This window comes from Burkholderia sp. PR2 (assembly GCF_052372875.1).
GTDB classification, from domain to species: domain Bacteria; phylum Pseudomonadota; class Gammaproteobacteria; order Burkholderiales; family Burkholderiaceae; genus Burkholderia; species Burkholderia diffusa.
In genome coordinates this window covers 816,075-838,295 of the sequence record NZ_JBQRWH010000001.1, presented here as the reverse complement: position 1 = coordinate 838,295, position 22,221 = coordinate 816,075, and the positions used below count along the sequence as shown (strand labels likewise).

General features: G+C 67.1%; 17 protein-coding genes. 7 read left to right on the top strand and 10 right to left on the bottom strand.

Annotation, left to right across the window (positions count from 1 at the left end; translation table 11 throughout):
* Positions 1 to 2: 2 nt before the first annotated feature.
* The 4 genes from ACT2FV_RS03740 to ACT2FV_RS03725 are packed head-to-tail and all read right to left on the bottom strand — an operon-like array spanning position 3 to position 8,537.
* Entirely contained in the window at positions 3 to 4,190 is a 4,188-nt protein-coding gene (locus tag ACT2FV_RS03740; protein ID WP_444503231.1) for a molybdopterin-dependent oxidoreductase, read from the bottom strand.
* Between the two features lie 16 nt (positions 4,191 to 4,206).
* Entirely contained in the window at positions 4,207 to 4,554 is a 348-nt protein-coding gene (gene nirD / locus ACT2FV_RS03735) for a nitrite reductase small subunit NirD (RefSeq protein WP_124622908.1), read from the bottom strand.
* Positions 4,555 to 4,592: 38 nt separating this feature from the next.
* Positions 4,593 to 7,190, bottom strand: coding sequence for a nitrite reductase large subunit NirB (gene nirB, locus ACT2FV_RS03730; RefSeq protein WP_444503230.1), 2,598 nt, complete (start codon positions 7,188 to 7,190; stop codon positions 4,593 to 4,595).
* A 21-nt stretch (positions 7,191 to 7,211) separates the two neighbouring features.
* Positions 7,212 to 8,537 carry an MFS transporter gene (locus tag ACT2FV_RS03725; protein ID WP_059600583.1) on the bottom strand — a complete coding sequence of 442 codons (1,326 nt, stop codon included), beginning with the start codon at positions 8,535 to 8,537 and terminating at the stop codon, positions 7,212 to 7,214.
* Positions 8,538 to 9,215: 678 nt separating this feature from the next.
* Between ACT2FV_RS03725 and cobA the strand changes: the two genes are divergently transcribed.
* The 7 genes from cobA to ACT2FV_RS03690 all read left to right on the top strand — a co-directional run bounded on the left by cobA (position 9,216) and on the right by ACT2FV_RS03690 (position 15,255).
* Entirely contained in the window at positions 9,216 to 9,986 is a 771-nt protein-coding gene (gene cobA, locus ACT2FV_RS03720; protein ID WP_124903878.1) for a uroporphyrinogen-III C-methyltransferase, read from the top strand.
* 168 nt (positions 9,987 to 10,154) lie between these two features.
* Complete coding sequence (locus tag ACT2FV_RS03715) at positions 10,155 to 10,751, top strand: ANTAR domain-containing response regulator (protein ID WP_059600584.1); 597 nt, start codon at positions 10,155 to 10,157, stop codon at positions 10,749 to 10,751.
* Positions 10,752 to 10,756: 5 nt separating this feature from the next.
* Entirely contained in the window at positions 10,757 to 11,800 is a 1,044-nt protein-coding gene (locus ACT2FV_RS03710) for a CmpA/NrtA family ABC transporter substrate-binding protein (protein ID WP_151047306.1), read from the top strand.
* Between the two features lie 145 nt (positions 11,801 to 11,945).
* Positions 11,946 to 12,545: a uracil-DNA glycosylase family protein gene (locus tag ACT2FV_RS03705; RefSeq protein WP_151047310.1), complete on the top strand. Its 600-nt coding sequence runs from the start codon at positions 11,946 to 11,948 to the stop codon at positions 12,543 to 12,545.
* Between the two features lie 31 nt (positions 12,546 to 12,576).
* Positions 12,577 to 13,359 (top strand): YkgJ family cysteine cluster protein, encoded by a 783-nt coding sequence (locus tag ACT2FV_RS03700; protein ID WP_444503229.1) that lies wholly within the window; start codon positions 12,577 to 12,579, stop codon positions 13,357 to 13,359.
* A gap of 126 nt (positions 13,360 to 13,485) precedes the next feature.
* Positions 13,486 to 14,427, top strand: a complete 942-nt coding sequence (locus ACT2FV_RS03695) for a helix-turn-helix transcriptional regulator (RefSeq protein WP_059679368.1) — start codon at positions 13,486 to 13,488, stop codon at positions 14,425 to 14,427.
* Between the two features lie 129 nt (positions 14,428 to 14,556).
* Positions 14,557 to 15,255, top strand: a complete 699-nt coding sequence (locus ACT2FV_RS03690) for a fumarylacetoacetate hydrolase family protein (protein ID WP_124903870.1) — start codon at positions 14,557 to 14,559, stop codon at positions 15,253 to 15,255.
* Positions 15,256 to 15,399: 144 nt separating this feature from the next.
* Here ACT2FV_RS03690 and ACT2FV_RS03685 read toward each other — a convergent pair whose 3' ends face one another.
* From ACT2FV_RS03685 to ilvB, 6 genes are all read right to left on the bottom strand, one after another.
* Positions 15,400 to 16,701 (bottom strand): NRAMP family divalent metal transporter, encoded by a 1,302-nt coding sequence (locus ACT2FV_RS03685; protein WP_444503228.1) that lies wholly within the window; start codon positions 16,699 to 16,701, stop codon positions 15,400 to 15,402.
* A 12-nt stretch (positions 16,702 to 16,713) separates the two neighbouring features.
* Positions 16,714 to 17,535 (bottom strand): universal stress protein, encoded by an 822-nt coding sequence (locus ACT2FV_RS03680; RefSeq protein WP_444503227.1) that lies wholly within the window; start codon positions 17,533 to 17,535, stop codon positions 16,714 to 16,716.
* Between the two features lie 484 nt (positions 17,536 to 18,019).
* On the bottom strand, positions 18,020 to 18,421 hold the full coding sequence (locus ACT2FV_RS03675) for a hypothetical protein (protein ID WP_444503226.1): 402 nt from the start codon (positions 18,419 to 18,421) through the stop codon (positions 18,020 to 18,022).
* Positions 18,422 to 18,735: 314 nt separating this feature from the next.
* On the bottom strand, positions 18,736 to 19,482 hold the full coding sequence (locus ACT2FV_RS03670; RefSeq protein ID WP_444503225.1) for an immunity protein Imm33 domain-containing protein: 747 nt from the start codon (positions 19,480 to 19,482) through the stop codon (positions 18,736 to 18,738).
* A gap of 221 nt (positions 19,483 to 19,703) precedes the next feature.
* On the bottom strand, positions 19,704 to 20,003 hold the full coding sequence (locus ACT2FV_RS03665; protein ID WP_082728813.1) for an ArsR/SmtB family transcription factor: 300 nt from the start codon (positions 20,001 to 20,003) through the stop codon (positions 19,704 to 19,706).
* Between the two features lie 137 nt (positions 20,004 to 20,140).
* Complete coding sequence (ilvB, locus tag ACT2FV_RS03660) at positions 20,141 to 22,006, bottom strand: biosynthetic-type acetolactate synthase large subunit (RefSeq protein ID WP_444503224.1); 1,866 nt, start codon at positions 22,004 to 22,006, stop codon at positions 20,141 to 20,143.
* Positions 22,007 to 22,221 lie beyond the last annotated feature (215 nt).

The following is a 22,221-nucleotide window of genomic DNA, read 5'->3' as shown; positions in this document are numbered from 1 at the left end:
GTTCAGTACACGTCCCGCATGTAGCGGCGCGCCTTCGAAAGCCGCGCGACGTAGTCGTTCGCGGCTTCGTCCGACATCCCGCCGTGCTCGGCGACCACCGCCTTCAGCGCGGCATCGACGTCCTTCGCCATCCGCGCCGCATCGCCGCACACGTAGAAGTGCGCGCCTTCCTCCAGCCACGCGAACAGCTCGGCGCCCTGCTCGCGCATCCGGTCCTGCACGTAGATCTTGTCGGCTTGGTCGCGCGAGAACGCGAGGTCGAGCCGCGTCAGGAAGCCGCTGTCGTGCATCGCGCCCAGTTCGTCGCCGTAGTAGAAGTCGGTCTGCGCGTGCTGCTCGCCGAAGAACAGCCAGTTTCGGCCGCGTGCGCCACGTGCTTGCCGCTCGTGCAGGAAGCCGCGGAACGGCGCGACGCCGGTGCCGGGGCCGACCATCACGATCGGCACGTCGCCGTTCACCGGCGGCCGGAAGTGTGCGGACTTCTGCACGAACACGGGCACACGGCCGTCGTCCGCGCGATCGGCGAGGAACGTCGACGCAACGCCTTTGCGCGCACGCCGCCCGTTGTGATAGCGCACGGCCGACACGGTCAGGTGGATTTCGCCCTGGTGCGCGCTCGGGCTCGACGCGATCGAGTAGAGGCGCGGCTGCATGCGCTTGAGCATCCCGACCAGCTCCGTGCCCGACAGATCGACCGGGAACTCGTGCAGCACGTCCGCGAGCTGTTGCCCCCACAACCATTGCTTCAGGTCGGCCTTGCGATCGTCGCCGAGCAGCGCCTTCAGTGCGCCGTTCGCGCTGCGCGACGCGATGAACGCGAGCGTGTCGGGATGCGGGCGCGTGATGTCGAAGTGGCGCGCCAGCGCATCGCCGAGGCGCACGTCGCCGACACCCGCCACCGACACGGGAGCGTCAGCCTTCAGCGCGGTGACGGACAGCAGTTCGTCGACCAGCTCCGGGCAGTTGGTCGGCCACACGCCGAGCGCGTCGCCGGTTTCGTATTCGAGGTTCGCGCCTTCGGTCGACAGCGACACGTAGCGCGTGTCCTTCGCCGCGCCCGGCCGGTTGAGCCGCAGGTTCGCGACGAGCTTCGACGGCGCCGGATGCGCCTTCGACGGCAGCAGCCCCGACGGGCTCATTCCAGCGGACGGCACCGCATGCAGCGCGGCATCGGCTTCCTTGATCCGCGCGACGACGCGTTCGAGCCACTGGTCGGCGTCGCGCTGGAACTCGACGTCGCAATCGACGCGCGCGCAAAGACGCGCCGCGCCGAGTTCCGCGAGCCGCGCGTCGAGCCGGCGGCCATGGCCGCAGAACTGGTCGTAGTTGCGATCGCCGAACGCGAGCACCGCGAAGTGCACGCCGTCGAGGCGCGCGGCGCTGCCGGCCTGCAGCGCTTCCCAGAACTCGCTGCCGTTGTCGGGCGCGTCGCCGTCGCCGAACGTGCTCGTCATCAGCAGCACGTATTGCGCACCGGCGAGCGACGCCACCGGATAGTCGGACATGCACGCGGTGCGGATCTCGAAGCCCGCGTTCATCAGCTGCGTCGCGTAATCCTCGGTCAACGATTCGATGTTGCCGGTCTGCGATGCCCACAGCAGCACGACCTTCGGCCGCGTGCGCACGATCCGCACACCGCCGGTCGCGCTGGCATCGCCCGGCAGCGCGGGCGCCGCGGCACCCGGCGAGCTCGCCGGCAGCGAGCGGCTGAACAGCCCCGCCAGCATCCCGTCGAGCCAGAACCGCACCGGCGGCGTGAGCGGCGCGCTGGCCGGCAGCACGGGCACGCTGCCCTCGCGCCGGCCGGCGCTCGCCTTCAGCCCGCTGACAAGGCCGGCCACGTACAGCCGTTCGGTGTCCGTCAATGGCGGCGGAGCGAGGTCGGCCACGCCGAGCGCGGCCGCGAAAGTATCGATGTCTGCCATGTCGGATTCCTGTGAAGCAGTAGCCTGCACCAGCGCCGGGGCGGGCCGCGCGTCGTCGGCGCCTGCGTCGGGTTGCGCCGTCTCTTCGTCGGCGGCCGCGAACGCATCGGTCTCGACGCGCCGCAACGCGACCGCGCAGTATTTCAGTTCGGGTTGCTGCGATTCGGGATCGATCGCGTCGTTCGTCACCGCGTTGATGCACAGGTCGTCGCCGTACACGTCGTTCCAGTGCATCGGCGCGAAGCAGTTGCCGCGCCGCACGCGCTCGGTCACGACGGCGGGAAGCACCGCGCGGCCGCGCGCCGAGCGAATCTCGACGCTGTCCTTCGTGGCAACGCCGAGCGCGCTCGCATCGTCCGGGTGCAGTTCGACGAACGGGCGCGGGTTCAGCTTGTTCAGCATCGCGACCTTGCCCGTCTTCGTCATCGTGTGCCATTGATGCTGCAGCCGCCCGGTGTTCAGGACGATCGGGAACGTGTCGTCGGGCAGCTCGGCCGGATCGACATGCGCCCGCGCGAAGAAGCGCGCCTTGCCCGATGGCGTCGGGAACGCGAGGCGCGGCGCGTCGTGCCCGTCGGCCGCCGGACGCGGCGTCTGGCTCACGCCGTCGTTCAGGTAGCGGATCGGGTGCCGCTCGCGCGCGGTGCCCGGCGCGACCGGCCATTGCACCGGGCCCTCGCGCAGCGCCGCATGGCTCGCGCCGCGCAGGTCGTAGCCGGTCGCCGGATTCGAGAAGCGCACGATCTCGTCGAACACGTCGGCCGCCGACGCATAGTCGAACGCATCGCCGAAGCCCATCGCGCGCGCGACTTCCGCGACGATGCGCCAGTCCGGCAGCGCGTCGCCGGGCGGCGCGACCGCCGCGCGCATCAGCGTCATGTTGCGCTCGGAGTTGATCATCACGCCGTCGCCCTCGGCCCACAGTGCGCCGGGCAGCAAGATGTCCGCATAGCGGTTGGTTTCGGTGTCGAGGAAAGCATCCTGCGCGATCACGAGCTCGGCGGCCTGCAGCCCGGCGATCACGTTCTGCCGGTTCGGTACCGTGGCGACCGGGTTCGTGCAGATGATCCAGCATGCCTTGATGTCGCCTGCCGCCATCCGCGAGAACAGGTCGACCGTGCCCTGCCCCGTCTCCTTGCGCAGCGTGCCGGCCGGCACGCGCCACAGGTTCTCGACGAACCGGCGATCATCGTCGGACGTCACCGAGCGCTGGCCCGGCAGCCCGGGGCCCATGTAGCCCATCTCGCGCCCGCCCATCGCGTTCGGCTGGCCGGTCAGCGAGAACGGCCCGCTGCCGGTGCGGCAGATCTTGCCCGTCGCGAGATGCAGGTTGCAGATCGCGTTGGTGTTCCACACGCCGTGCGTGCTCTGGTTAAGCCCCATCGTCCAGCAGCTCATCCATTCCTGCGCGTCGCCGATCCATTGCGCGGCCGTGCGGAGGTCGGCTTCCGCGAGACCGGTGATTTCCGCGACGCGCTCGGGCGTGTAGTCCGCGAGGAACGCGGGCATCGCGTCCCAGCCTTCGGTGTACGCATCGATGAACGCGGCGTCGATGCGGCCGTTCGCATGCAGCAGGTGCAGCAGCCCGTTGGTCAGCGCGAGATCGGTGCCCGGCCGGATCTGCAGGAACAGGTCGGCCTTGTCGGCCGTGCCGGTGCGGCGCGGATCGACGACGATCAGCTTCGCGCCGGCCTTCACGCGATCCATCATCCGCAGGAACAGGATCGGATGGCAGTCGGCCATGTTCGCGCCGATCACGAAGAACAGGTTCGCGCGATCGAAATCCTGGTACGACCCGGGCGGGCCGTCCGCGCCGAGCGACTGCTTGTAGCCGGTGCTCGCGCTCGCCATGCAGAGGCGCGAGTTCGACTCGATGTTGTTGGTGCCGACGAAGCCCTTCGCGAGCTTGTTGACGAGGTATTGCGCCTCGATCGACATCTGCCCCGACACGTAGAACGACAGCGCGTCGGGCCCGTGCGTGTCGAGCACCGCGCGCAGCCGCCGCGCGGTCTCGGCGATCGCGTCGCGTGCCGGCAGCGGCACGAGGTCGTCCTCGCGCGCGCGCCGCACGAACGCGCGGTCGAGCCGCCCGGAACGGCGCAACGCGACGTGCGCCGACGAGCCCTTCGTGCACAGCCGCCCGAAGTTGGTCGGATGGTCGGCGTCGCCGGATACCTTGACGACTTCGCCTTCCTCGACGTGCAGCACCATCCCGCAGCCGACGCCGCAGTACGGGCACACGCTCTTGACGGGGGTGGCGGTCATGCGCGCTCCGGGGCGATCAGGCTGCGATCCACACGAAACCGTCCTCGACCCGCGACGGATACGCGCTCACCGACTGCTCGGGCGCCTCGAGGCATTCGCCCGTGCGCAGGTCGAAATGCTGCTTGTACAGCGGCGACGCGACGACGACACGCTCGCCGAGGCTGCCGATCAGCCCGCGCGACATCACGGCCGCCTGCGACACGGGATCGACGTTGTCGATCGCGAACACGCCGCCTTCTTCGGCATGCGCGACGTGAAAGACCGCGACCTGCGCGCCGTTGACGAGTGCACACACGCCGGTGTTCGGCACGATGTCGTCGAGCGGGCACACGCGGGTCCAGGACAGCGGAAGACGATCGTTCATGATGGGCTCCTTGGAAAAGACGCTGGTGTCGGTCACGGTCAAACGGTTGCAGGTTCGGTGGCGGCTTGCGTCGCGCCAACGGCCACCACGGGAATCGACACGGGCTTGCCGCCCGTCCGTTCGCCGGGCGTCGCGGGCCGGATCTGGCCGCGCGTCTCGACGAATTCGATGGTCGTGTCCGGCGCGTCGCTGTTCACGAAGTGGCGGAAGCGCTTGCGCGTGTCGGGATCGGTGACGGCCTTCTTCCATTCGCACTCGTAGGTGTCCACCACGTGCTGCATGTCGGCTTCGAGTTCGGCACCGATCCCGAGCCGGTCGTGCACGACGACGTCGATCAGGTAGTCGAGCCCGCCTTCGAGGTTGTCGCGCCACACGCTCGTGCGCTGCAGCCGGTCGGCCGTGCGCACGTAGAACATCAGGAAGCGGTCGATATAGCGGACCAGCGTGGCACGGTCGAGATCGGACGCGAGCAGTTCCGCGTGGCGCGGCTTCATCCCGCCGTTGCCGCACACGTACAGGTTCCAGCCCTTCTCGGTCGCGATGATGCCGACGTCCTTGCCCTGCGCCTCCGCACACTCGCGCGTGCAGCCGGACACGCCGAACTTGATCTTGTGCGGTGCGCGCAGCCCCTTGTAGCGGTTCTCCAGATCGATCGCGAGGCCGACCGAATCGTCGACGCCGTAGCGGCACCACGTCGACCCGACACACGACTTCACGGTGCGCAGGGCCTTGCCGTATGCGTGGCCCGATTCGAAACCGGCCGCGATCAGCTCCTCCCAGATCGACGGCAGCTGCTCGACGCGTGCGCCGAACAGGTCGACACGCTGGCCACCGGTGATCTTCGTGTAGAGCCCGTACTTCTGTGCAACCTGGCCCACCGCGATCAGCCCTTCCGGCGTGACTTCGCCGCCCGGCATGCGCGGCACGACCGAATACGTGCCGTCGCGCTGGATGTTCGCGAGGTAGTAGTCGTTCGAATCCTGCAGCCCCGCATGCTCCTTCTTCAGCACGAATTCGTTGAAGCACGACGCGAGAATGCCCGCCACCGCCGGCTTGCACACGTCGCAGCCGAGGCCGTGGCCATGCTTCGCGAGCAGTTCGTCGAAGGTCGTGATGCGCTCGACGCGGATCAGGTGGAACAGCTCCTGGCGCGAATGCGGGAAGTGTTCGCACAGATGGTTGTTGACCGCGAGACCCTGCTTCTTCATCTCGGCCTTCATGATCTGCGTGACGAGCGGCACGCAGCCGCCGCACGACGTGCCCGCGCCCGTGCACGACTTCAGTGCGCCGAGGCTCGTCGCGCCGTCGGCCACCGCCGCGCAGATCTGCGACTTCGACACGTTGTTGCACGAGCAGATCTGCGCGCCTTCCGGCAGCGCGTCGACGCCGATCGCGGGCTTCTCCACACCGTCCGACGACGGCAGGATCAGGAATTCCGGCGACTCGGGCAGCTCGATGCGGTTGAGCATCATCTGCAGCAGCGTGCCGTATTCGGCCGCGTCGCCGACCATCACCGCGCCGTGCAGGAACTTGCCGCAGTCCGACACCACCAGCTTCTTGTAGACCTGGCGGCGCTCGTCAGCGTACTGGTAGGTGCGGCTGCCGGCCGTCGCGCCATGCGCGTCGCCGATGCTCGCGACGTCCACGCCCATCAGCTTCAGCTTGGTGCTCATGTCGGCACCGGCGAACGCGGCGTCGGCCGCATCGGTGATACCGCCGCCGAGCTGCTTCGCGACCACGCGCGCCATGTCGTAGCCCGGCGCGACGAGGCCGTACACCATCCCGTTCCAGGCCGCGCATTCGCCGATCGCGTAGATGTCCGAATCGCTCGTGCGGCACGCGTCGTCGATCGCGACACCGCCGCGCGGGCCGATGTCGAGGCCGCACGCACGCGCCAGCTCGTCGCGTGCGCGGATACCGGCCGAAAACACGATCATGTCGGTGTCGAGATGCGAGCCGTCGGCGAACGCCATCCGGTGCGTGCCTTCCTCGCCGTCGACGATCTCGAGCGTGTTCTTGCCCGTATGCACGGTCACGCCGAGCGCCTCGATCTTCGCGCGCAGCATCCGGCCGCCGCCGTCGTCGACCTGCACCGCCATCAGCCGCGGCGCGAATTCGACGACGTGCGTGTCGAGCCCCATGTCGCGCAGCGCCTTCGCGCATTCGAGGCCGAGCAGCCCGCCGCCGATCACGACACCGCGCTTCGCGTGCGTGCCGCACGCCTGCATCGCTTCGAGATCCTCGATCGTCCGGTACACGAAGCAGCCCGCGCGATCGCGGCCCGGCACTGGCGGCACGAACGGACGCGAGCCCGTCGCGAGCACGAGCTTGTCGTACGCGAGCGTTTCGCCGGACGCGAGCGTGACCGTGTGCGCGGCGCGGTCGATCGACGCGACCTGGGCGTTCAGGCGCAGGTCGAACTGCGGATGACGCTCGAAGAAGCCGGGTTCGACGAGCGACAGATCGTCCGCCGACTTGCCCGCGAAGAATTCCGACAGGTGCACGCGGTCGTACGCCGGGCGCGGTTCCTCGCCGAGCACCGTGACCTGCAGCGCGCCCGCCGCGCCGGCTTGCGCGGCGACGCATTCGAGGAGCTTGTGGCCGACCATCCCGTGGCCGATGACGATGAGTTTCATGATGACGTTTCCTTCGGTCGATCAGTTCATGGCGTTCGCGGCGGCCAGCGCGCGGTCGCGCAGCTCGGCCTCGCGTGCCTTGTGTTCTTCGCTGAAGCGCACGGCCATCGCGCACAATGCGGTCGCGGTGACGGCGAGCCCGAGCAGGCTCAGCGTGTGCTGCACGTCGCCGACGCCCTTCAGCAGGAAGGCCGCGGCCACCGCGCCGACGTTGCCGCCCGCGCCGACGATTCCCGCGACGCCGCCGAGCGCCTTGCGGTCGATGAACGGCACGAGCGCATAGGTCGCGCCGCAGGCCATGTGCGTGAAGAGGCCGAAGGTCAACATCGCGACGAGCGCCATGCCGATGCCTTGCGCATGCGAGAACCAGATCAGCCCGAGCCCTTCGCCGACGATCAGCGCGCACAGCAGCGTCGCGCGCACGTCGAGGCTGCGGCGCGCGGCGATCTTGTCCGACAGCCAGCCGCCGAGCGCGCGGGCAAACAGCGCGAGCAGCCCGAACAGGCCCACCGCGAAACCGGCATCCTTCAGCGACAACTGGAAGTGATCGACGTAGTACAGCGCGGCAATGTTGTGGATGAACACCTCGACGCCGAAGCACGCGCCGTACGTGACGAACAGCATCCACACGCGATAGTTGCCGCACGCGGCGAAGAAGCTCGCCCAGCCGCCCTTCTTGCCGCTGTCGACCGTCACGCCCTGCTTGCGCAGCGCGACGAAGTCGCCTTGCGGGCAGTCCTGCGTGAAGCGCCAGTACGCCCAGGCCATCGCGAGCATCGCGACGCCCGGCACGACGAGCGCGATGCGCCACGATGCGTCGTCGCCGAAGCCGAGCATCAGGCCGGCGGCGACCAGGAGCGGCATCATCGCCTGCGTCGCACCCGCGCCCGCGTTGCCCCAGCCGGCCGTCGTCGCGTTCGCGGTACCGACCACGTTCGGCGCGAACATCACCGACGTGTGGTACTGCGTGATCACGAAGCCCGCGCCGATCGCGCCGATGCCGAGCCGGCAGATCAGGAACGACAGGTAGTCGTGCGTGAACGACACCGCGAACACGGGGATCGCGCCGAGCAAGAGCAGCCCGGCATACACGCGGCGCGGGCCGAAGCGGTCGCACATCGGGCCGACCAGCAGCCGCACGGCGATCGTCGCGGCCACCGCGGCAATGTTGATGTTCGCCACCTGTGCAGCTGTGAGGTGGAATTCGCGCGCGATCAGCGGCATCAGCGGCGCGCATGCGAACCACGCGAAGAAGCACACGAAAAACGCCATCCACGTCATGTGGAACGCGCGCATCGGCGCGGTGCGGAAGCTGAAGAGATCGATACGGGTAGCTTTGTCGGTCATGTCATCCGCCAAACGAAAAACGGCGTCCTGCACACCCGGTCTCGTCGAGACCCGATATGTAGGACGCCGTTGCCCATGAAGCCCGTTGCCGGGCGCGTCAGTAATCGGTACTGCGGACGAATCGTCGTTGATTCGCCCGAATCGGCTTACGCAAACGCCGTGCCATGTCGGCCCGAATCGCGCTCGCGGCCCCGCCGCACAAGGCTCGCCGGCCGTCGCACGCATCGCTGCGGTGCGCCGTGCACGACGCGTCGGGATGCAACCAGGCACAGATGTGGTGCGCTGCAGCACTGTCGCCGTGCGACATCGCGGTGCGCGCTGACGGGGCGCGATGCACGCCGATACGGCATCGCGTGCGCCGCTGTCCCCCGGCCGTATGCGGGTCGGCATCCATCGTGGCGCGCCATGCAGCGCATATCGCCGTGCATATCGCCCCGCTCGCCGCCAGGCTCGCTCAGGTTGGCCCGGATATTGCTGAATCCTGTCTACACCGGCAACGGCGCCGGTGGGCAGTCCCCGCAAGTCAGGCCCGCCGTCGCAGGCGGGCGCAGCAGACCAGGACAACGACGTCCCCCGTGTTCGGCACGGCCGGATGCCGTGGTCGCTTCGACCGCCCGCCGCCGCCGCAAGCAACAACGCGTTATCGATCGCCGCACGCACGCGGCACTGGAATACGACATGACGACTGGTAAAGTCACGCTGCTGGGCGCCGGCCCCGGCGATCCCGATCTCCTTACGCTGAAGGCCGTGAAGGCGCTGGCGGCCGCCGACGTGCTGCTGCTCGACGATCTCGTCGCGCCCGGCATCGTCGAACTCGCGCCGCACGCGCGCGTGATCCGCGTCGGCAAGCGCGGCGGCTGCCGCTCCACGCCGCAGGCATTCATCGAGAAACTGATGCGCCGCCATGCGCTGCGCGGCGCGCACGTCGTGCGCGTCAAGGGCGGCGACGCGCTGCTGTTCGGCCGCGCCGGCGAAGAGCTCGCGACGCTGCGCGCCGCCGGGATTCCGGTCGACATCGTCAACGGCATCTCGTCGGGATTCGCGGCGGCCGCGAGCCTCGGCATCTCGCTCACGCACCGCGAGCACTGCCAGGGCGTCACGTTCGTTACCGCACACCGCCAGGACCACGGCGAGCCCGACTGGGCGGCACTTGCGGCAACCGGCACCACGCTCGCGATCTACATGGGCATGAGCCGCGTCGACAGCATCGCGGCGGGCCTGCTCGCCGCATTGCCCGCATCGACGCCGGCGGCGGCCGTGCAATGGGCCGGCACGCCCGACGAACGCCGCTGGACCGGCACGCTCGGCAATCTCGCGCGCGGTATCGAGGCAGCGCGGCTCGGCAGCCCGGCCGTGATCCTCGTCGGCGGCGCGATCGGGGAAGCGGCCGTGCACGATGTGCCACACGCAGGTGCCGCGATCGAAACGACCTTGTCCCGGGCCGCGTAGCATGCGTGACACCACGCGGCACCGGCCGCCCACCTATCATGAAAGCAGCGGCGCGCCTCGCACCGGCCGCCAGAGCGCCGCACGCGGTGCCGACACGATGTCCGCACGGGGCCACTGCGTCCGATCCGCGTATCGTCGCGCCGCGATTTTGCCGCCGCCGTTTGCCTCATGAGTACGCCTGCTCCACCCTTGCGCCTGCGCGTGCTGCTCGTCACCGACACCGACAAGCCGATCGGCGAACTCGGCGACGCGCTCGCGCGCCTCGGCTACGAGATGCTCAACGACGTCGCGACGCCCGCGCGCCTGCCCGCCGCCGTCGAGGAGCAGCGCCCCGACGTCGTGATCATCGATACCGATTCGCCGTCGCGCGACACGCTCGAGCAACTGGCCGTGATGCACGCGACCGCGCCGCGCCCCGTGCTGATGTTCAGCCACGATGCCGACCAGGCGCTGATTCACGCGGCGGTCGGCGCCGGCGTCAGCGCGTATCTCGTCGAAGGCCTGTCGGCCGAGCGCCTCGCGCCGATCCTCGAAGTCGCGCTCGCGCGCTTCTCGCACGACGATGCATTGCGCCGCCGGCTCGCCGATGTCGAGCGCGAGCTCGCCGAACGCAAGCTGATCGATCGCGCGAAGCGCCTGCTGATGGATCAGCGCAGGCTGTCCGAGCACGATGCGTATGCGTTGCTGCGCAAGCGCGCGATGGATCAGGGCCAGCGCATCGTCGACATCGCGCGGCAACTGCTCGATGCGACCCACCCGTCATGAATGCCATGAAACCTTCGCCTCCCCCCGCGCCGGAACGCGCGCATCTTCGCCTCGGGTTCGTCGCGCTCAGCGACGCCGCCCCGCTGATCGTCGCGCAGCACCTGAATCTCGGCGCACGCCACGGCCTGACGCTGGAGTTGTGCCGCCAGCCATCCTGGGCCGCCGTGCGCGACAAGCTGCTGACCGGCGAACTCGACGCCGCGCACGCGCTGTACGGGCTCGTGTGCGGGCTGCAGGTCGGCATCGGCGGCCCGCAGACCGACATGGCCGCGCTGATGGTGCTGAACCGCAACGGACAGGCGATCACGTTCGCCCGCGGCCTCGCCGACGCGTACCGCGCAAGCGGCGACGTCCGCGCGGCGCTCGCGACACTCGGCCGCAAGCCGCTGCTCGCGCAGACCTTCCCGACCGGCACGCATGCGATGTGGCTGAACCACTGGCTCGCGTCACACGGCGTCGATCCGCTGCGCGACGTGCGCAGCGTCGTGATTCCGCCGCCCGAGATGGTCGCGGCGCTCGCGAGCGGCGAGCTCGACGGCTTCTGCGCGGGTGAGCCGTGGCACGCGGTGGCCGAAGCCTGCGGCGCGGGCCGGACCGTCGCCGTCACCAGCGAGGTCTGGCCCGATCATCCGGAGAAGGTGCTCGCGACCCGGCGCGATTTCGTCGCGCTGTATCCCGCCACCGCGCGCGCACTGATCCGCACGCTCGTCGATGCGTGCGCGTGGCTCGACGATGCCGCGCACCGTCGCGACGCGGCCGACTGGCTCGCGTCACCCGACGCGCTCGGCGTGCCGGCCCGGCTGATCGCGCCGCGCCTGCTCGGCGACTACGGCGCGGGGCCATTCGCGCAGCCGCCGCTGCCGATCCGTTTCCACGACGGCGGCGCCGTGAACCGGCCGGATCCGCAGGAAGGCCGCTGGTTCCTGTTGCAATACCGGCGCTGGGGCATGCTCGACGGCACGCAGGACGACGCGGCAATCGCCGCGGCGATCGCGCAGACGGCGTTGTATGATGCTGCGGTTGCCGAAGGCGATGCGGCGGGCGGGTGATCCCGGCACGGGGTGCCGGGGCCGCCGCGCAACGCCATGCCGTGCCCCGCGGAACGCCTGACGCGATGCGCCGGTCCGCGCCGGCGCGCCGCGCGGCATGGACGCACCTGCGTTCGTGCCGCCGATCCGTCCCCGTTCATAATCGATGCCGAAACGAATGCGCACGCCGCTCGACGTGCTGCTCACCGAAATCCGCGCGTGCCGCGCCTGCGAAGCCGACCTGCCGCTCGGCCCGCGCCCCGTCGTGCGCGCGCATCGCGACGCTTGCATCCTGATCGTCGGGCAGGCGCCCGGCGCCCGCGTCCATGCGAGCGGCATCCCGTGGGACGATGCGAGCGGCAAGCGGCTGCGTGACTGGCTCGGCGTCGACGCCGACACGTTCTACGACGAGACACGCTTCGCGATCGTGCCGATGGGCTTCTGCTACCCGGGCCGCGGCGCGAGCGGCGACAACCCGCCGCGCCCCGAATGCGCACCGCTGTGGATCGACCGGCTGCTCGCCGAATTGCCGTCGATCCGGCTGACGCTGCTGGTCGGCCAGTACGCGCAGCGGCATTTCCTGCGCGACACGCGCAAGGCGACGCTGACCGACACCGTGCAGGCATGGCGCGACTATGGCCGCGACGTGTTGCCGCTGCCGCATCCGTCGCCGCGCAACCAGGCGTGGTTCAAGCACCATCCGTGGTTCGACGCCGAGATCGTGCCCGAACTGCGCCGGCGCGTCGCGCCGCTGATCGCCGGCTGACGAAGCCGGTCGCATCCCACTCCCTATCCGAATGACTCAGAACGACATCGACTTTTCATGCACCGGCTGCGGCCGTTGCTGCCACGACCTGCGCATTCCGCTGACCGTCGCCGAGGCCACCGCATGGCTGCGGCGCGGTGGCCACGTGGAGCTGTTGTGCGACGCCATGCCATGGCCCGTCGAACCGGCCCCCGACGACGCGTTCGCCGCCTACAAGCGGGCACGTTCGTCGCCCGCGCTCAGCGGCTCGCTGCCGGTACGCGTCACCACCCTGCTCACCGCGTCGCATGCCGGGCCGTGCCCGAATCTACTCGACGACCTGCGCTGCGGGATCTACGACGAACGGCCGCTGGTGTGCCGGATCTACCCGGCCGAGGTCAATCCGTTCGTACCGCTGATGCCGGACGGCAAGCAGTGCCCGCCCGACGCATGGCAGCAGGCACCGCTCACCCGCGGCGGCACGATCGTCGATGCGCACACGCGCGAAAACATCGCGCGCGCGCGGGCCGCGAGCGAGGCAGAGACGCCGTTGCGCGCGCGACTGTGCGCGGCGCTCGGCATCGATACGGCAGCCGTCGCGAACGAAGGCTTCGCGATTCATGCGCCGCCCGCCGACAGCCTGCTGGCCGCGCTGAGCACGCTCGACGATGCGCGCGCGACGGCCGCCGCCGAGGCCGCCCCGACGGCATGGACGCTGCTCACGAATCGCACCGCGACCGCCGACACGCTCCGATCGGTCGGCGCATCCAGCCGGCTCGCGACCGACGAGGCCGGCACGCGCTGCCGCTACCTGGGCTTTCATCCGGCCGCCTGATTGCCCTGTCGCCGGGCGGGCGCACACCGCCCGGCCGGCCTGCGCGGCTCGCGCCCACGGATTCCGGCCGCGCCCGGTTCGCTGTACCATCGCGGCTCAACCGCGTCACGAACAGCAGAATCCTTCATGCCATCCACCGCCCCGCCGCGCCTGTACGGGATGCCCGAACGCAGCGACCGGCTCGATTTCTACATCCGCGACCAGGCGTCGCGCCAGGCGATCACCGAGCCGCACCGGCACGCGTATTTCCAGATCCAGTTCAATCTCGGCGGCGACACCGAACAGCGGATCGGCGGCGTCACGCGACCGTTTCCGCGCGGCGCGCTCGCGTTCGTGCTGCCGCACCGCGAGCACCTGATTCCGCATCCGGAAGGCGCGCACTTCATCGTGATCAACTTCAGCCAGGCGTTCCTGCGCGCCGATCTCGACGTCGATCCGCTCGATCTCGAGGATGTCCCCGCGCACCGCTTTCCCGAGCTGACGCCGTTCCGCTTCCAGGAACATCTCGACTTCATCCTGACCGGCGACGCCTTCGACGAGGCGCGCCGCCTCGCGCTATGCATGCTCGATGCCGACCGCGTGCGCACCTTCGGCTCGAGCACGTTGCTGCGCGGCTATCTGCTGCAGCTGATCGGGCTCGTCTGCACGCAATACGCGGGCGCGCTCGACAAGCTCGCGCAGCGCGGCGCCCAGCGCGCGGGCCGGCGCGACGCGCTCGCGCGCGTGATGCGCCACGTGCGCGCGAACCTGACCCGCGAGGACCTGACGCTCGCGGCCACCGCCGAGGCCGCCTTCCTGTCGCCGAACTACCTCGCACACCTGGTGCGCAAGGAAACCGGCAGCACCTTCACCGATCTCGTGACCGAGCGCCGGATCGCGCTCGCGCAATCGCTGCTCGCCCATACGAGCCGGCGCATCGCCGACATCGCGCGCTCCGTCGGCTTTCGCGACGAAGGGTATTTCGCGCGGCGCTTCCGCGCGCGGGTCGGCGTGTCGCCGAAGGCGTACCGGGACGCGAACGCCGCGCTGCCGGCCGGCGACGACGCGCCGGCGGGCGGCGACGCGTAGATTTGTCCGGTTAAAACGCAGTTGCGTCGCATCCGGGCGCGCATGCGTCGGGTATCGTTCCATGCATGCCGGCCCGTGGTGCATTGCGCGGGCGACGGCATCCGTCTTTTCATCGAACGAGGCCATCCGATGTCCGCATACGTCATCGACGCTTCCGAGCGTCCTTCCGTCGAAGTCGAACAGTCGTCCGCGCGCTTTCCGGTGCGCCGCGTCTTCTGCGTCGGCCGCAACTACGCCGACCACGCGCGCGAAATGGGCGCCGACCCCGACCGCGAACCGCCGTTCTTCTTCACGAAGCCGGCCGACGCGATCGTCCCGGCCGCCGGCACCGTCCCGTATCCGCCGCTGACCGGCGACCTCCATCACGAAATCGAGCTGGTCGTCGCGATCGGCAAGGACGGCCGGTCGATCGACCCGGCCGACGCGCTGTCGCACGTATGGGGTTACGGCGTCGGCGTCGACCTCACGCGCCGCGACCTGCAGGCCGAGGCGAAGAAGCTGAGCCGGCCGTGGGACTGGGCGAAGGGCTTCGATGCGTCGGGTCCCGTGACCGCGCTGCGCGCGGCGACCGCGACCGGCCACCCGGCAAGCGGCCGGATCTGGCTCGCGGTCAACGGCGAAACGCGCCAGCAAGGCGATCTCGCGGACATGATCTGGGCCGTGCCGGACGTGATCGCGTACGTGTCGCGCTCGGTCGAGCTGAAGGCCGGCGACCTGATCTTCACCGGCACGCCGGCCGGTGTCGGCGCGCTGCAGCCGGGCGACCGCGTGACCGGTGGCGTCGACGGCGTGGCGACGTTCGAGTTCGTGATGGGGGCCAAGCCGTAAGGCATCGTGCGGGCGCACGTGACGCGCCGTGACGCGCCGTCCGTCCGACGGCCGTCGCGTCGCATCGTGCCGCTCCTTGCCGATCCGGCTCGCGTGCTGGCGAAAGCCGATGGTCGCAACGTGAACCGAACGTTCACCGCATGGTCAGCCAGGGATGAACATTGCCACGGCCGCCGCCCCCATGATCGCGGTCGCAATCCAGCCAAGGACAATCAGCGGCCGACTCGCCGTGAAAGCGCCCATGACCGATTTCTTCGAGACAAGGATGATGATGACGACCAACAGCGGTACGGCGACCACTCCGTTGATCACCGCGCTCCAGAATAAGGCCTTCATCGGACTGATTGGCGAATACTGGATTCCGAGTCCGGCAAGCACGCTGACGGCGATGATCCCGTAGAACCCGCGCGCATCGCCCACCTTGCGTTCGAGCCCCTCCTTCCAGCCCATCACCTCGGACAGGGCGTACGCGCCGGAACCCGCCAGCACCGGCACACCGATCAGCCCCACGCCGAGAATACCGAGCGCGAAAAGCGTGTACGCAAAGTCGCCGGCGAGCGGCCGCAGTGCGCTAGCTGCCTGCGCCGCCGTGTTGATGTCGGTGACGCCAGCCACATGGAGGGTGACGGCGGTCGCAAGAATGATGAAGTAGGCGGCGACGTCGGAGTACAGCATGCCGCTCCACGTATCCCACCGGATACGTCGAAGTTCCGCGTCGGCGACACGCGCGTCGCTTACCAGCGGCGCACTGCCGCGGTTCGCCTGCATGTCCTCGACTTCTTCGGAGGCCTGCCAGAAAAACAGGTATGGGCTGATGGTCGTGCCAAAGACACCGACCACCACGGCGGCGGCGCTGGCATTGGGTGTGAACCTGGGCCAGACCGTGCGCAGTGCAACCTGCCCCCACGGAACATGAACCGTAAAGAGAACCGCCGCGTAAGCGAGCAGGGAGACGGTGAGCCACTTCAGGAAGAAGACGTAGCGATGGTAGGGAACGAACATCTGCAGCAGAAGCGTCCCGAACACGAAGAACGCCGTCATGAGGTGACGATCGACACCGGAGACGAGCTCCGCAACCTCGCCCATGGCAGCAACGTCGGCAGCAATGTTGAGCGTGTTGGCAACGAGCAGCAGCAACACGACGCTCCTCAGCACGCTCGGCGGGAATGCGGTCTTGATGTTGGCCGCGAGCCCTTTTCCAGTGACCCTGCCAAGGTTCGCGCACATCGATTGAACCGCCGCCATCAACGGGTACGCCAGCGGCATCGTCCAAAGCATGTTCAGCCCGAATTGGGCACCCGCCTGGGAATAGGTGGCGATCCCGCTGGGGTCATCGTCGGCGACGCCGGTGATCAGCCCCGGCCCGACCCGGGATAGCGGGTGCTCCTTCAGACGCCCCCAAAGGCCCCGAAAAACGTGCGTGCGCTGCAATCCTTTGGCGTCCATCCACTCACCTCGTCAATGGGAAACCAGCACGGGTATCTTCGCCGACAGGAGAATGGACTGAGTGACGCCACCGAGGATGAACTCCATCCACATGGGATGCGAGTAAGCGCCCATCACCAGCCAGTCGTATGGCCCGTTCTCAATGTGTTTACGCAGTGAACCATGCTCTTCCGTGGAACGGATCCGGAGTACGGCTGAATCGACAGCGACGGCATGTCGGGTCAGGTGGTCCAGGAGACTTTCCGCGTCGTCCTCGCTGCCCTCCGCCGTCGGAGAAACGAACGCGATGATCCGGACCAACCGCGACAGCCGCAGCAGCGGCAAGGCATCGTGGACGGCCCTCACGGATTCACGGCTGCCATCCCAGGCAACGGCGGCCCTGACCAGTGATGGTGGTGCCGCGGCAGGCACAACCAGGACCGGGCGACCGCATCGGACGGCAACCGAGTGGGCGATCGGCAAGGGATGCGTTTCGGGCGAGCCTTGCCATTCGTCCTGGCCAATGATGACGAGGTCCGCGTAGCGGGCTCGGTCGCTGATGCCTTTGGCTACGTCGCCTTTCGCTTCGAACCAGCATGCATCAGCAAGGCGCGCCACGGCTTCTTCCCTGAAGGCCACCGTTGCCGCGGTGCTGTCCTGTGCCAGCTTCGCGGAGAGATATGCAGTGACTTCCGCCACGCGGGTCGGTTTGTACAGAGGCGGGACCTCCGCCGGCGGGGTCACGTGTATTCCGCTCAGTCGCGCACCGACGCTCATTGCCAAGTCGACGGCGAATTGCACCCTGCGCCGCCCCGACTCGCTCCCGTCTACGTGCACCAGCACATCGCGCAGCATGTCCAGTCTCCCGATTGCTTCCCGGCCCAAGCCGAGGCGGCGGCGCGCCGCTGCGCGGGCAGACGCCAGCGTCGGTCACGGCGCACGGCAGCCTCAAAAACGAGCGATTCCGCTCCGCACATTAAACGTGGCACATCGCATGCGAGCTTTGATGCAGATCACGTTACGTCCCGCATCGAGTCAGGCACTGCGGAACGGTCGTTGTCTTGGCGAATACCGTTGATTGCCGGGCGGTACAAATGGCGTTGCGTCACCGGCACACCGACGTTCGCGGCGCGGCCCGCGACCATCGCACCTGGGACGCGAAGCCGACGCCCGCCAATTTCGCCTGACCGGCTCGAGCTGGCCGCACGCTGACGCTGGGGCATGTCACAGCCGCGAACTCCCGTTGTCCTTACGCAGTAGTCTCCCGATCATGAAGCGTCGCCTCGCCGGGGAGCCTTTTGCCGCTCGGCCGGGAGGGCTCAGGAAGACACCGGATACGCTATCCGAAAACTCGAGCCCATACCGCCCGAAGGCGTCGCGCGCGGTCTTCGAAGAGATATGAGGCCGCCAGTGTCAAGAGACATGAAATTGCACCCGTCACGATGTGCTCGACATAGGGGATACGGTAGTGACTCGTGTGCGAGTAGGCGTCGCCTAGCGTTGTCAGCAAGCCAACGATCAGCGCATTGCCGTATCGATGCGCGTAGAGTTTTGACGCAGGCGTGAAAGTCAAAAGTACGGCCAGAAGCCCGGTAAGCAGACCTGTATGCAATGCAATCGTCCAGTGGGCAACGCTCGCAATACTGCCCCAGCTCCCCGGCATGCAGGTCATGCACGCACTGGTCGGCTGCCAGAAACGCTGGATAAATAGCCTTGCACGGTGCTTCCATTCGATTGACATGATGCATTCCCATCAATGACGTCGTCGCGGCCGACGCCACCGCACGCATCGTTGAAGGAGTTTCCAAACCCTTTGATGAGCTTGCCACCCTCGTCACGGATGGTTGACGGCGCGCCGCAGAGTCCGAGCAATAACCTGGACATGGGGGAATACTACTCCACGATCAGACGGCCGCTGTTTCGACCGGGGCCGGCATTCAACGCTTGCGCTTATCGGTGTGATCCCGTCCATGACGGGCATCGAGCGATGCGCTTTCGCGCGAAGTCGGCGTCCGGCATCGACCCGAAGCGGACAGCGCACCTTCCCCGAAGCAGTCACTCACTGTGACGTTGTAGGTGGCGACTATTCAACGCCTCAAGAAATGAGCCGGGTATTGGTTGCATCTCGCCTTCAGGTCCTATCACACGAATCTGCGGATCATTGACGGCAACTTGCAGCCCCGGCGGCAAGGCAAAGAATTTGATCAAATCGGGTCTATCTACGCCCAATTGATAGAGCGAAATTCTGATGAATTGCCCGGGATTCTGCAAACCAAGTTCATCATTCAAATCTGTGAGCGACCAACCAGAGTCTGTTTCATGAGCGAGATCACGAGTCAGCAGTACACGACATGCGCTCTTGTATTCGGCGTGCACAACTGCACTTTGCCGTAGCGAAGGAAAGTCAGGTTGCAGATCCATGGCGACGCTTCCGACCACGTCCTTCTGATTGCGCAGGTGCATCAGCGTGCTGTTGACGGAATCGATGAATCTGATCGGAATCTCCCTCATATCGGGTTCGGTGATGCGCAGTGTGTCAGTCGCCCCTCCATCGAGCATCGTTAGCATCCAGCCGATCTGCAGGGTCTCGCCCGCGCGGAATCGCTCGCCGTCGGCGACACGCTGCTCAAGGAAGCGTAGCAGCCAACTGATGTCCTGATCGGGGATTGCACCGTTGGTGACCTGAATCTGGAATTCCGGTTGGGCAAACCGCTTGCAACCGACGGTTCTATGAATAGAATCGGTCCGCTGCTGCGCAGCTTGTTTCGAGCCGGTCGATCGAAATAGCGAGCGAAAAAGCATAGTTCACATTCTTGGGTGGCAGGCGATTGTCGCCCATCCTGACCATGATATCGAAGGTCCGATGCTGGCCGAACGCGGCCGGCCGCCGCCCTGCAACGCGCGACCGACGCAGATCGAGCCGAAGCGGATCTTCAGTGTACTTGCCTGGAAAGTCCGCAAACAGATGTATAAGAGCCGCCGACGTTAGACACTCGTCTGTCCGCGATGCGCCAACGATCTTGTCAAAGATGCAAGTAGACATGCTTGCCGAACGCGCGTATTACCTCTTCATTACGAGACACAAAAATCCACTGACCCACTCGGTTCGAAACGAGAAGCCCGGCGTCAATCAACGTCGCGATATGTGCAGATACCGTAGACTGCGATAGACCGCTACGTGCATGGATCGCATTCGACGGCACGCCATGACGAAAGTCGACGACTCCTCTCGCGAATCCTCGATCCGGCGTTTTCAGCCACGCCAGAATTTCGCGCCTCAAGGGGTTTGCGAGCGCCTTATGAATCAGATTTTCGTCAATCATGATGTTCGACCAGCATCGGGATAGAAGTCGGCGATATGAAGCAATGCGGGGGGCTGGCATACGATATGCTCCGCCCCGACCGCTCTGCTTCACGTTCGTGCACGCGTTATGTGCCGCAGCGCCAGAGTGCAGCAGCATCAGAACATATCGGTCCTGTTCGGGGGGCCTTCGTGGTGCGCTCCACGCTCAATGCCCGCTCGGGCCGCGATAAAGGGCCCCGTGACCATCGTCGAATAGCTTTGACCCGGCCCGACCATTGGAAATACATCGGCATCCGGGTCGATCCTTACATCGAGGAAGGCTGGCCCCTCAAACTCAATGAATGCCCTAAGCTTGGCCTCCAATTCACTGATCGTATCGACGCGGCAAGCGAATTCGAATCCATCGGCCCGAGCCGCCATCACGAAGTCCTTTCGATGAAGCGCCTTGTCGCTCACGAACATCCGTCCATCAAAGAAGAGCCGCTGCCACTGCCGGATCATCCCGTCGCCGCAGTTGTTGAGAAGCAGCACCTTCACGGGCACACCATACGTACTCGCCGTTTCGAGTTCGCCGACATTCATCCGGATGCTGCCGTCACCGTCGATATCGATTACCAGCGCATCCGGCCTCGCCAACTGCGCACCGATCGCAGCCGGTAGCCCGAAGCCCATCGTGCCCATGCTGCCCGATGTGAGGAAGCTGCGGGGCTCGACGAAATCGAAATACTGAGCGGCCCACATCTGATGCTGGCCTACTCCAGTCGTGACGATCGCGCGCCCGCCCGTCATCTCGCTGAGTTTCTCGATCACGTACTGTGGCTGAATCGCTGACTTGTTCCGGTCGAAATTCATCCCGTGGCGGCGCTTGAGTTCCGCGACTCGATCTAGCCAGTCCGCGGAGCTTTGCACGATCCGGTCATGCGTCATCAACGACCGCAACGCGTCCTTCGCATTGCCGATGTGACTCCACTGCGCCCGCTTGACCTTGTTGATTTCCGCCTCGTCGATGTCGATGTGAGCCACATGCCGTGCGCGTGGCGCGAATCGATCAGGGCGGCCGCCCACGACCCGATCGTCGAACCGGGCACCCACTGCGATCAGGAAATCGCAGTCTTCGACCGCGTAGTTCGCGCAGGCGGTGCCATGCATGCCGAGCATGCCAAGCCCCAGCTCATATCGTGCGGGTATCGCGCCGATGCCCATCAGCGTGGTCACGACGGGGATCCTGTAGCGCTCGGAAAACCGCAGCAGTTCGCCTGCCGCTTCCGCTGCGACAATGCCGCCGCCCGCATAGAGCAGCGGGCGCCGGCTCTGCGCCAGCAGGTCGAAGAATGCCGCACGCTTGTCGTCGTCCAGACGGGCGCCTTTTGCCACCATTCGAAGTCGATCCGAGTACCCGCGAAACTGCAATGTACCGTGGCCGAGATAAGGTCCCACCCAGTTCTGAACGTCCTTAGGCACGTCGACGACCACCGGTCCCGGACGGCCGGTGCGAGCGATTTCGAATGCGCTTCGCAGCGTCTGCTCCAGCTTCGCCGGATCGGTGACGAGAAATACCTGCTTTGCGCACGCCGACATGATGTTGAAGACCGGCGCTTCCTGAAACGCATCGGTGCCGACCATTGCGCGCGGAACCTGTCCGCAGATCAGGACGACAGGAACCGAATCCCCGTTGCAGTCGGCGATCGGCGTGACCGCATTCGTCGCGCCCGGGCCGGACGTCACCATGAACACGCCCACTTTTCCGCTGGCACGCGCGTAGCCGGCAGCCATGAAGCCTGCAGCCTGCTCGTTCGCAGGAACGACGAACCGGATCTGGCGCTTGGGGCTTGCCTTGTGCAATTCGTTGAAACGAAACACGGCGTCGTATGTGGGCAGGATTGCACCGCCGCTGTATCCAAACAGCGTATCGACGCCCTGTTCGGCGAGCACCCGCAGGATGATGTCCGCGCCGGACATCAGTTCGCCGGCGTGAGCAGGTGGCGGAAGAATCTGCGACGTAACAGCGGGATTCCGGGACATGGCTGCCTCGTAGGGAAATGGGCGCCGACCGCGTCGGCGACCGATGACGATGAATGATTTGCCTTCCAACTCGAGAACAGCGTGCGTTCCAAACCCGTTCACGGACGATCGTTCCAACGGACTCGTTGTATCAGGCCCGACTCATCGCGCACGTTCGTGCGCGCACACATGAAAGAATTGCGAAGGAGTCGAGATCATTCTGCCAACGATCGAAG

Bases quoted from the DNA above. Each gene is read 5' to 3' on its own strand.
- ACT2FV_RS03740 (WP_444503231.1), bottom strand. From the start codon at position 4,190: ATGACCGCCACCCCCGTCAAGAGCGTGTGCCCGTACTGCGGCGTCGGC.
- nirD (WP_124622908.1), bottom strand. From the start codon at position 4,554: ATGAACGATCGTCTTCCGCTGTCCTGGACCCGCGTGTGCCCGCTCGAC.
- nirB (WP_444503230.1), bottom strand. From the start codon at position 7,190: ATGAAACTCATCGTCATCGGCCACGGGATGGTCGGCCACAAGCTCCTC.
- ACT2FV_RS03725 (WP_059600583.1), bottom strand. From the start codon at position 8,537: ATGACCGACAAAGCTACCCGTATCGATCTCTTCAGCTTCCGCACCGCG.
- cobA (WP_124903878.1), top strand. From the start codon at position 9,216: ATGACGACTGGTAAAGTCACGCTGCTGGGCGCCGGCCCCGGCGATCCC.
- ACT2FV_RS03715 (WP_059600584.1), top strand. From the start codon at position 10,155: ATGAGTACGCCTGCTCCACCCTTGCGCCTGCGCGTGCTGCTCGTCACC.
- ACT2FV_RS03710 (WP_151047306.1), top strand. From the start codon at position 10,757: ATGAAACCTTCGCCTCCCCCCGCGCCGGAACGCGCGCATCTTCGCCTC.
- ACT2FV_RS03705 (WP_151047310.1), top strand. From the start codon at position 11,946: ATGCCGAAACGAATGCGCACGCCGCTCGACGTGCTGCTCACCGAAATC.
- ACT2FV_RS03700 (WP_444503229.1), top strand. From the start codon at position 12,577: ATGACTCAGAACGACATCGACTTTTCATGCACCGGCTGCGGCCGTTGC.
- ACT2FV_RS03695 (WP_059679368.1), top strand. From the start codon at position 13,486: ATGCCATCCACCGCCCCGCCGCGCCTGTACGGGATGCCCGAACGCAGC.
- ACT2FV_RS03690 (WP_124903870.1), top strand. From the start codon at position 14,557: ATGTCCGCATACGTCATCGACGCTTCCGAGCGTCCTTCCGTCGAAGTC.
- ACT2FV_RS03685 (WP_444503228.1), bottom strand. From the start codon at position 16,701: ATGGACGCCAAAGGATTGCAGCGCACGCACGTTTTTCGGGGCCTTTGG.
- ACT2FV_RS03680 (WP_444503227.1), bottom strand. From the start codon at position 17,535: ATGCTGCGCGATGTGCTGGTGCACGTAGACGGGAGCGAGTCGGGGCGG.
- ACT2FV_RS03675 (WP_444503226.1), bottom strand. From the start codon at position 18,421: ATGTCAATCGAATGGAAGCACCGTGCAAGGCTATTTATCCAGCGTTTC.
- ACT2FV_RS03670 (WP_444503225.1), bottom strand. From the start codon at position 19,482: ATGCTTTTTCGCTCGCTATTTCGATCGACCGGCTCGAAACAAGCTGCG.
- ACT2FV_RS03665 (WP_082728813.1), bottom strand. From the start codon at position 20,003: ATGATTGACGAAAATCTGATTCATAAGGCGCTCGCAAACCCCTTGAGG.
- ilvB (WP_444503224.1), bottom strand. From the start codon at position 22,006: ATGTCCCGGAATCCCGCTGTTACGTCGCAGATTCTTCCGCCACCTGCT.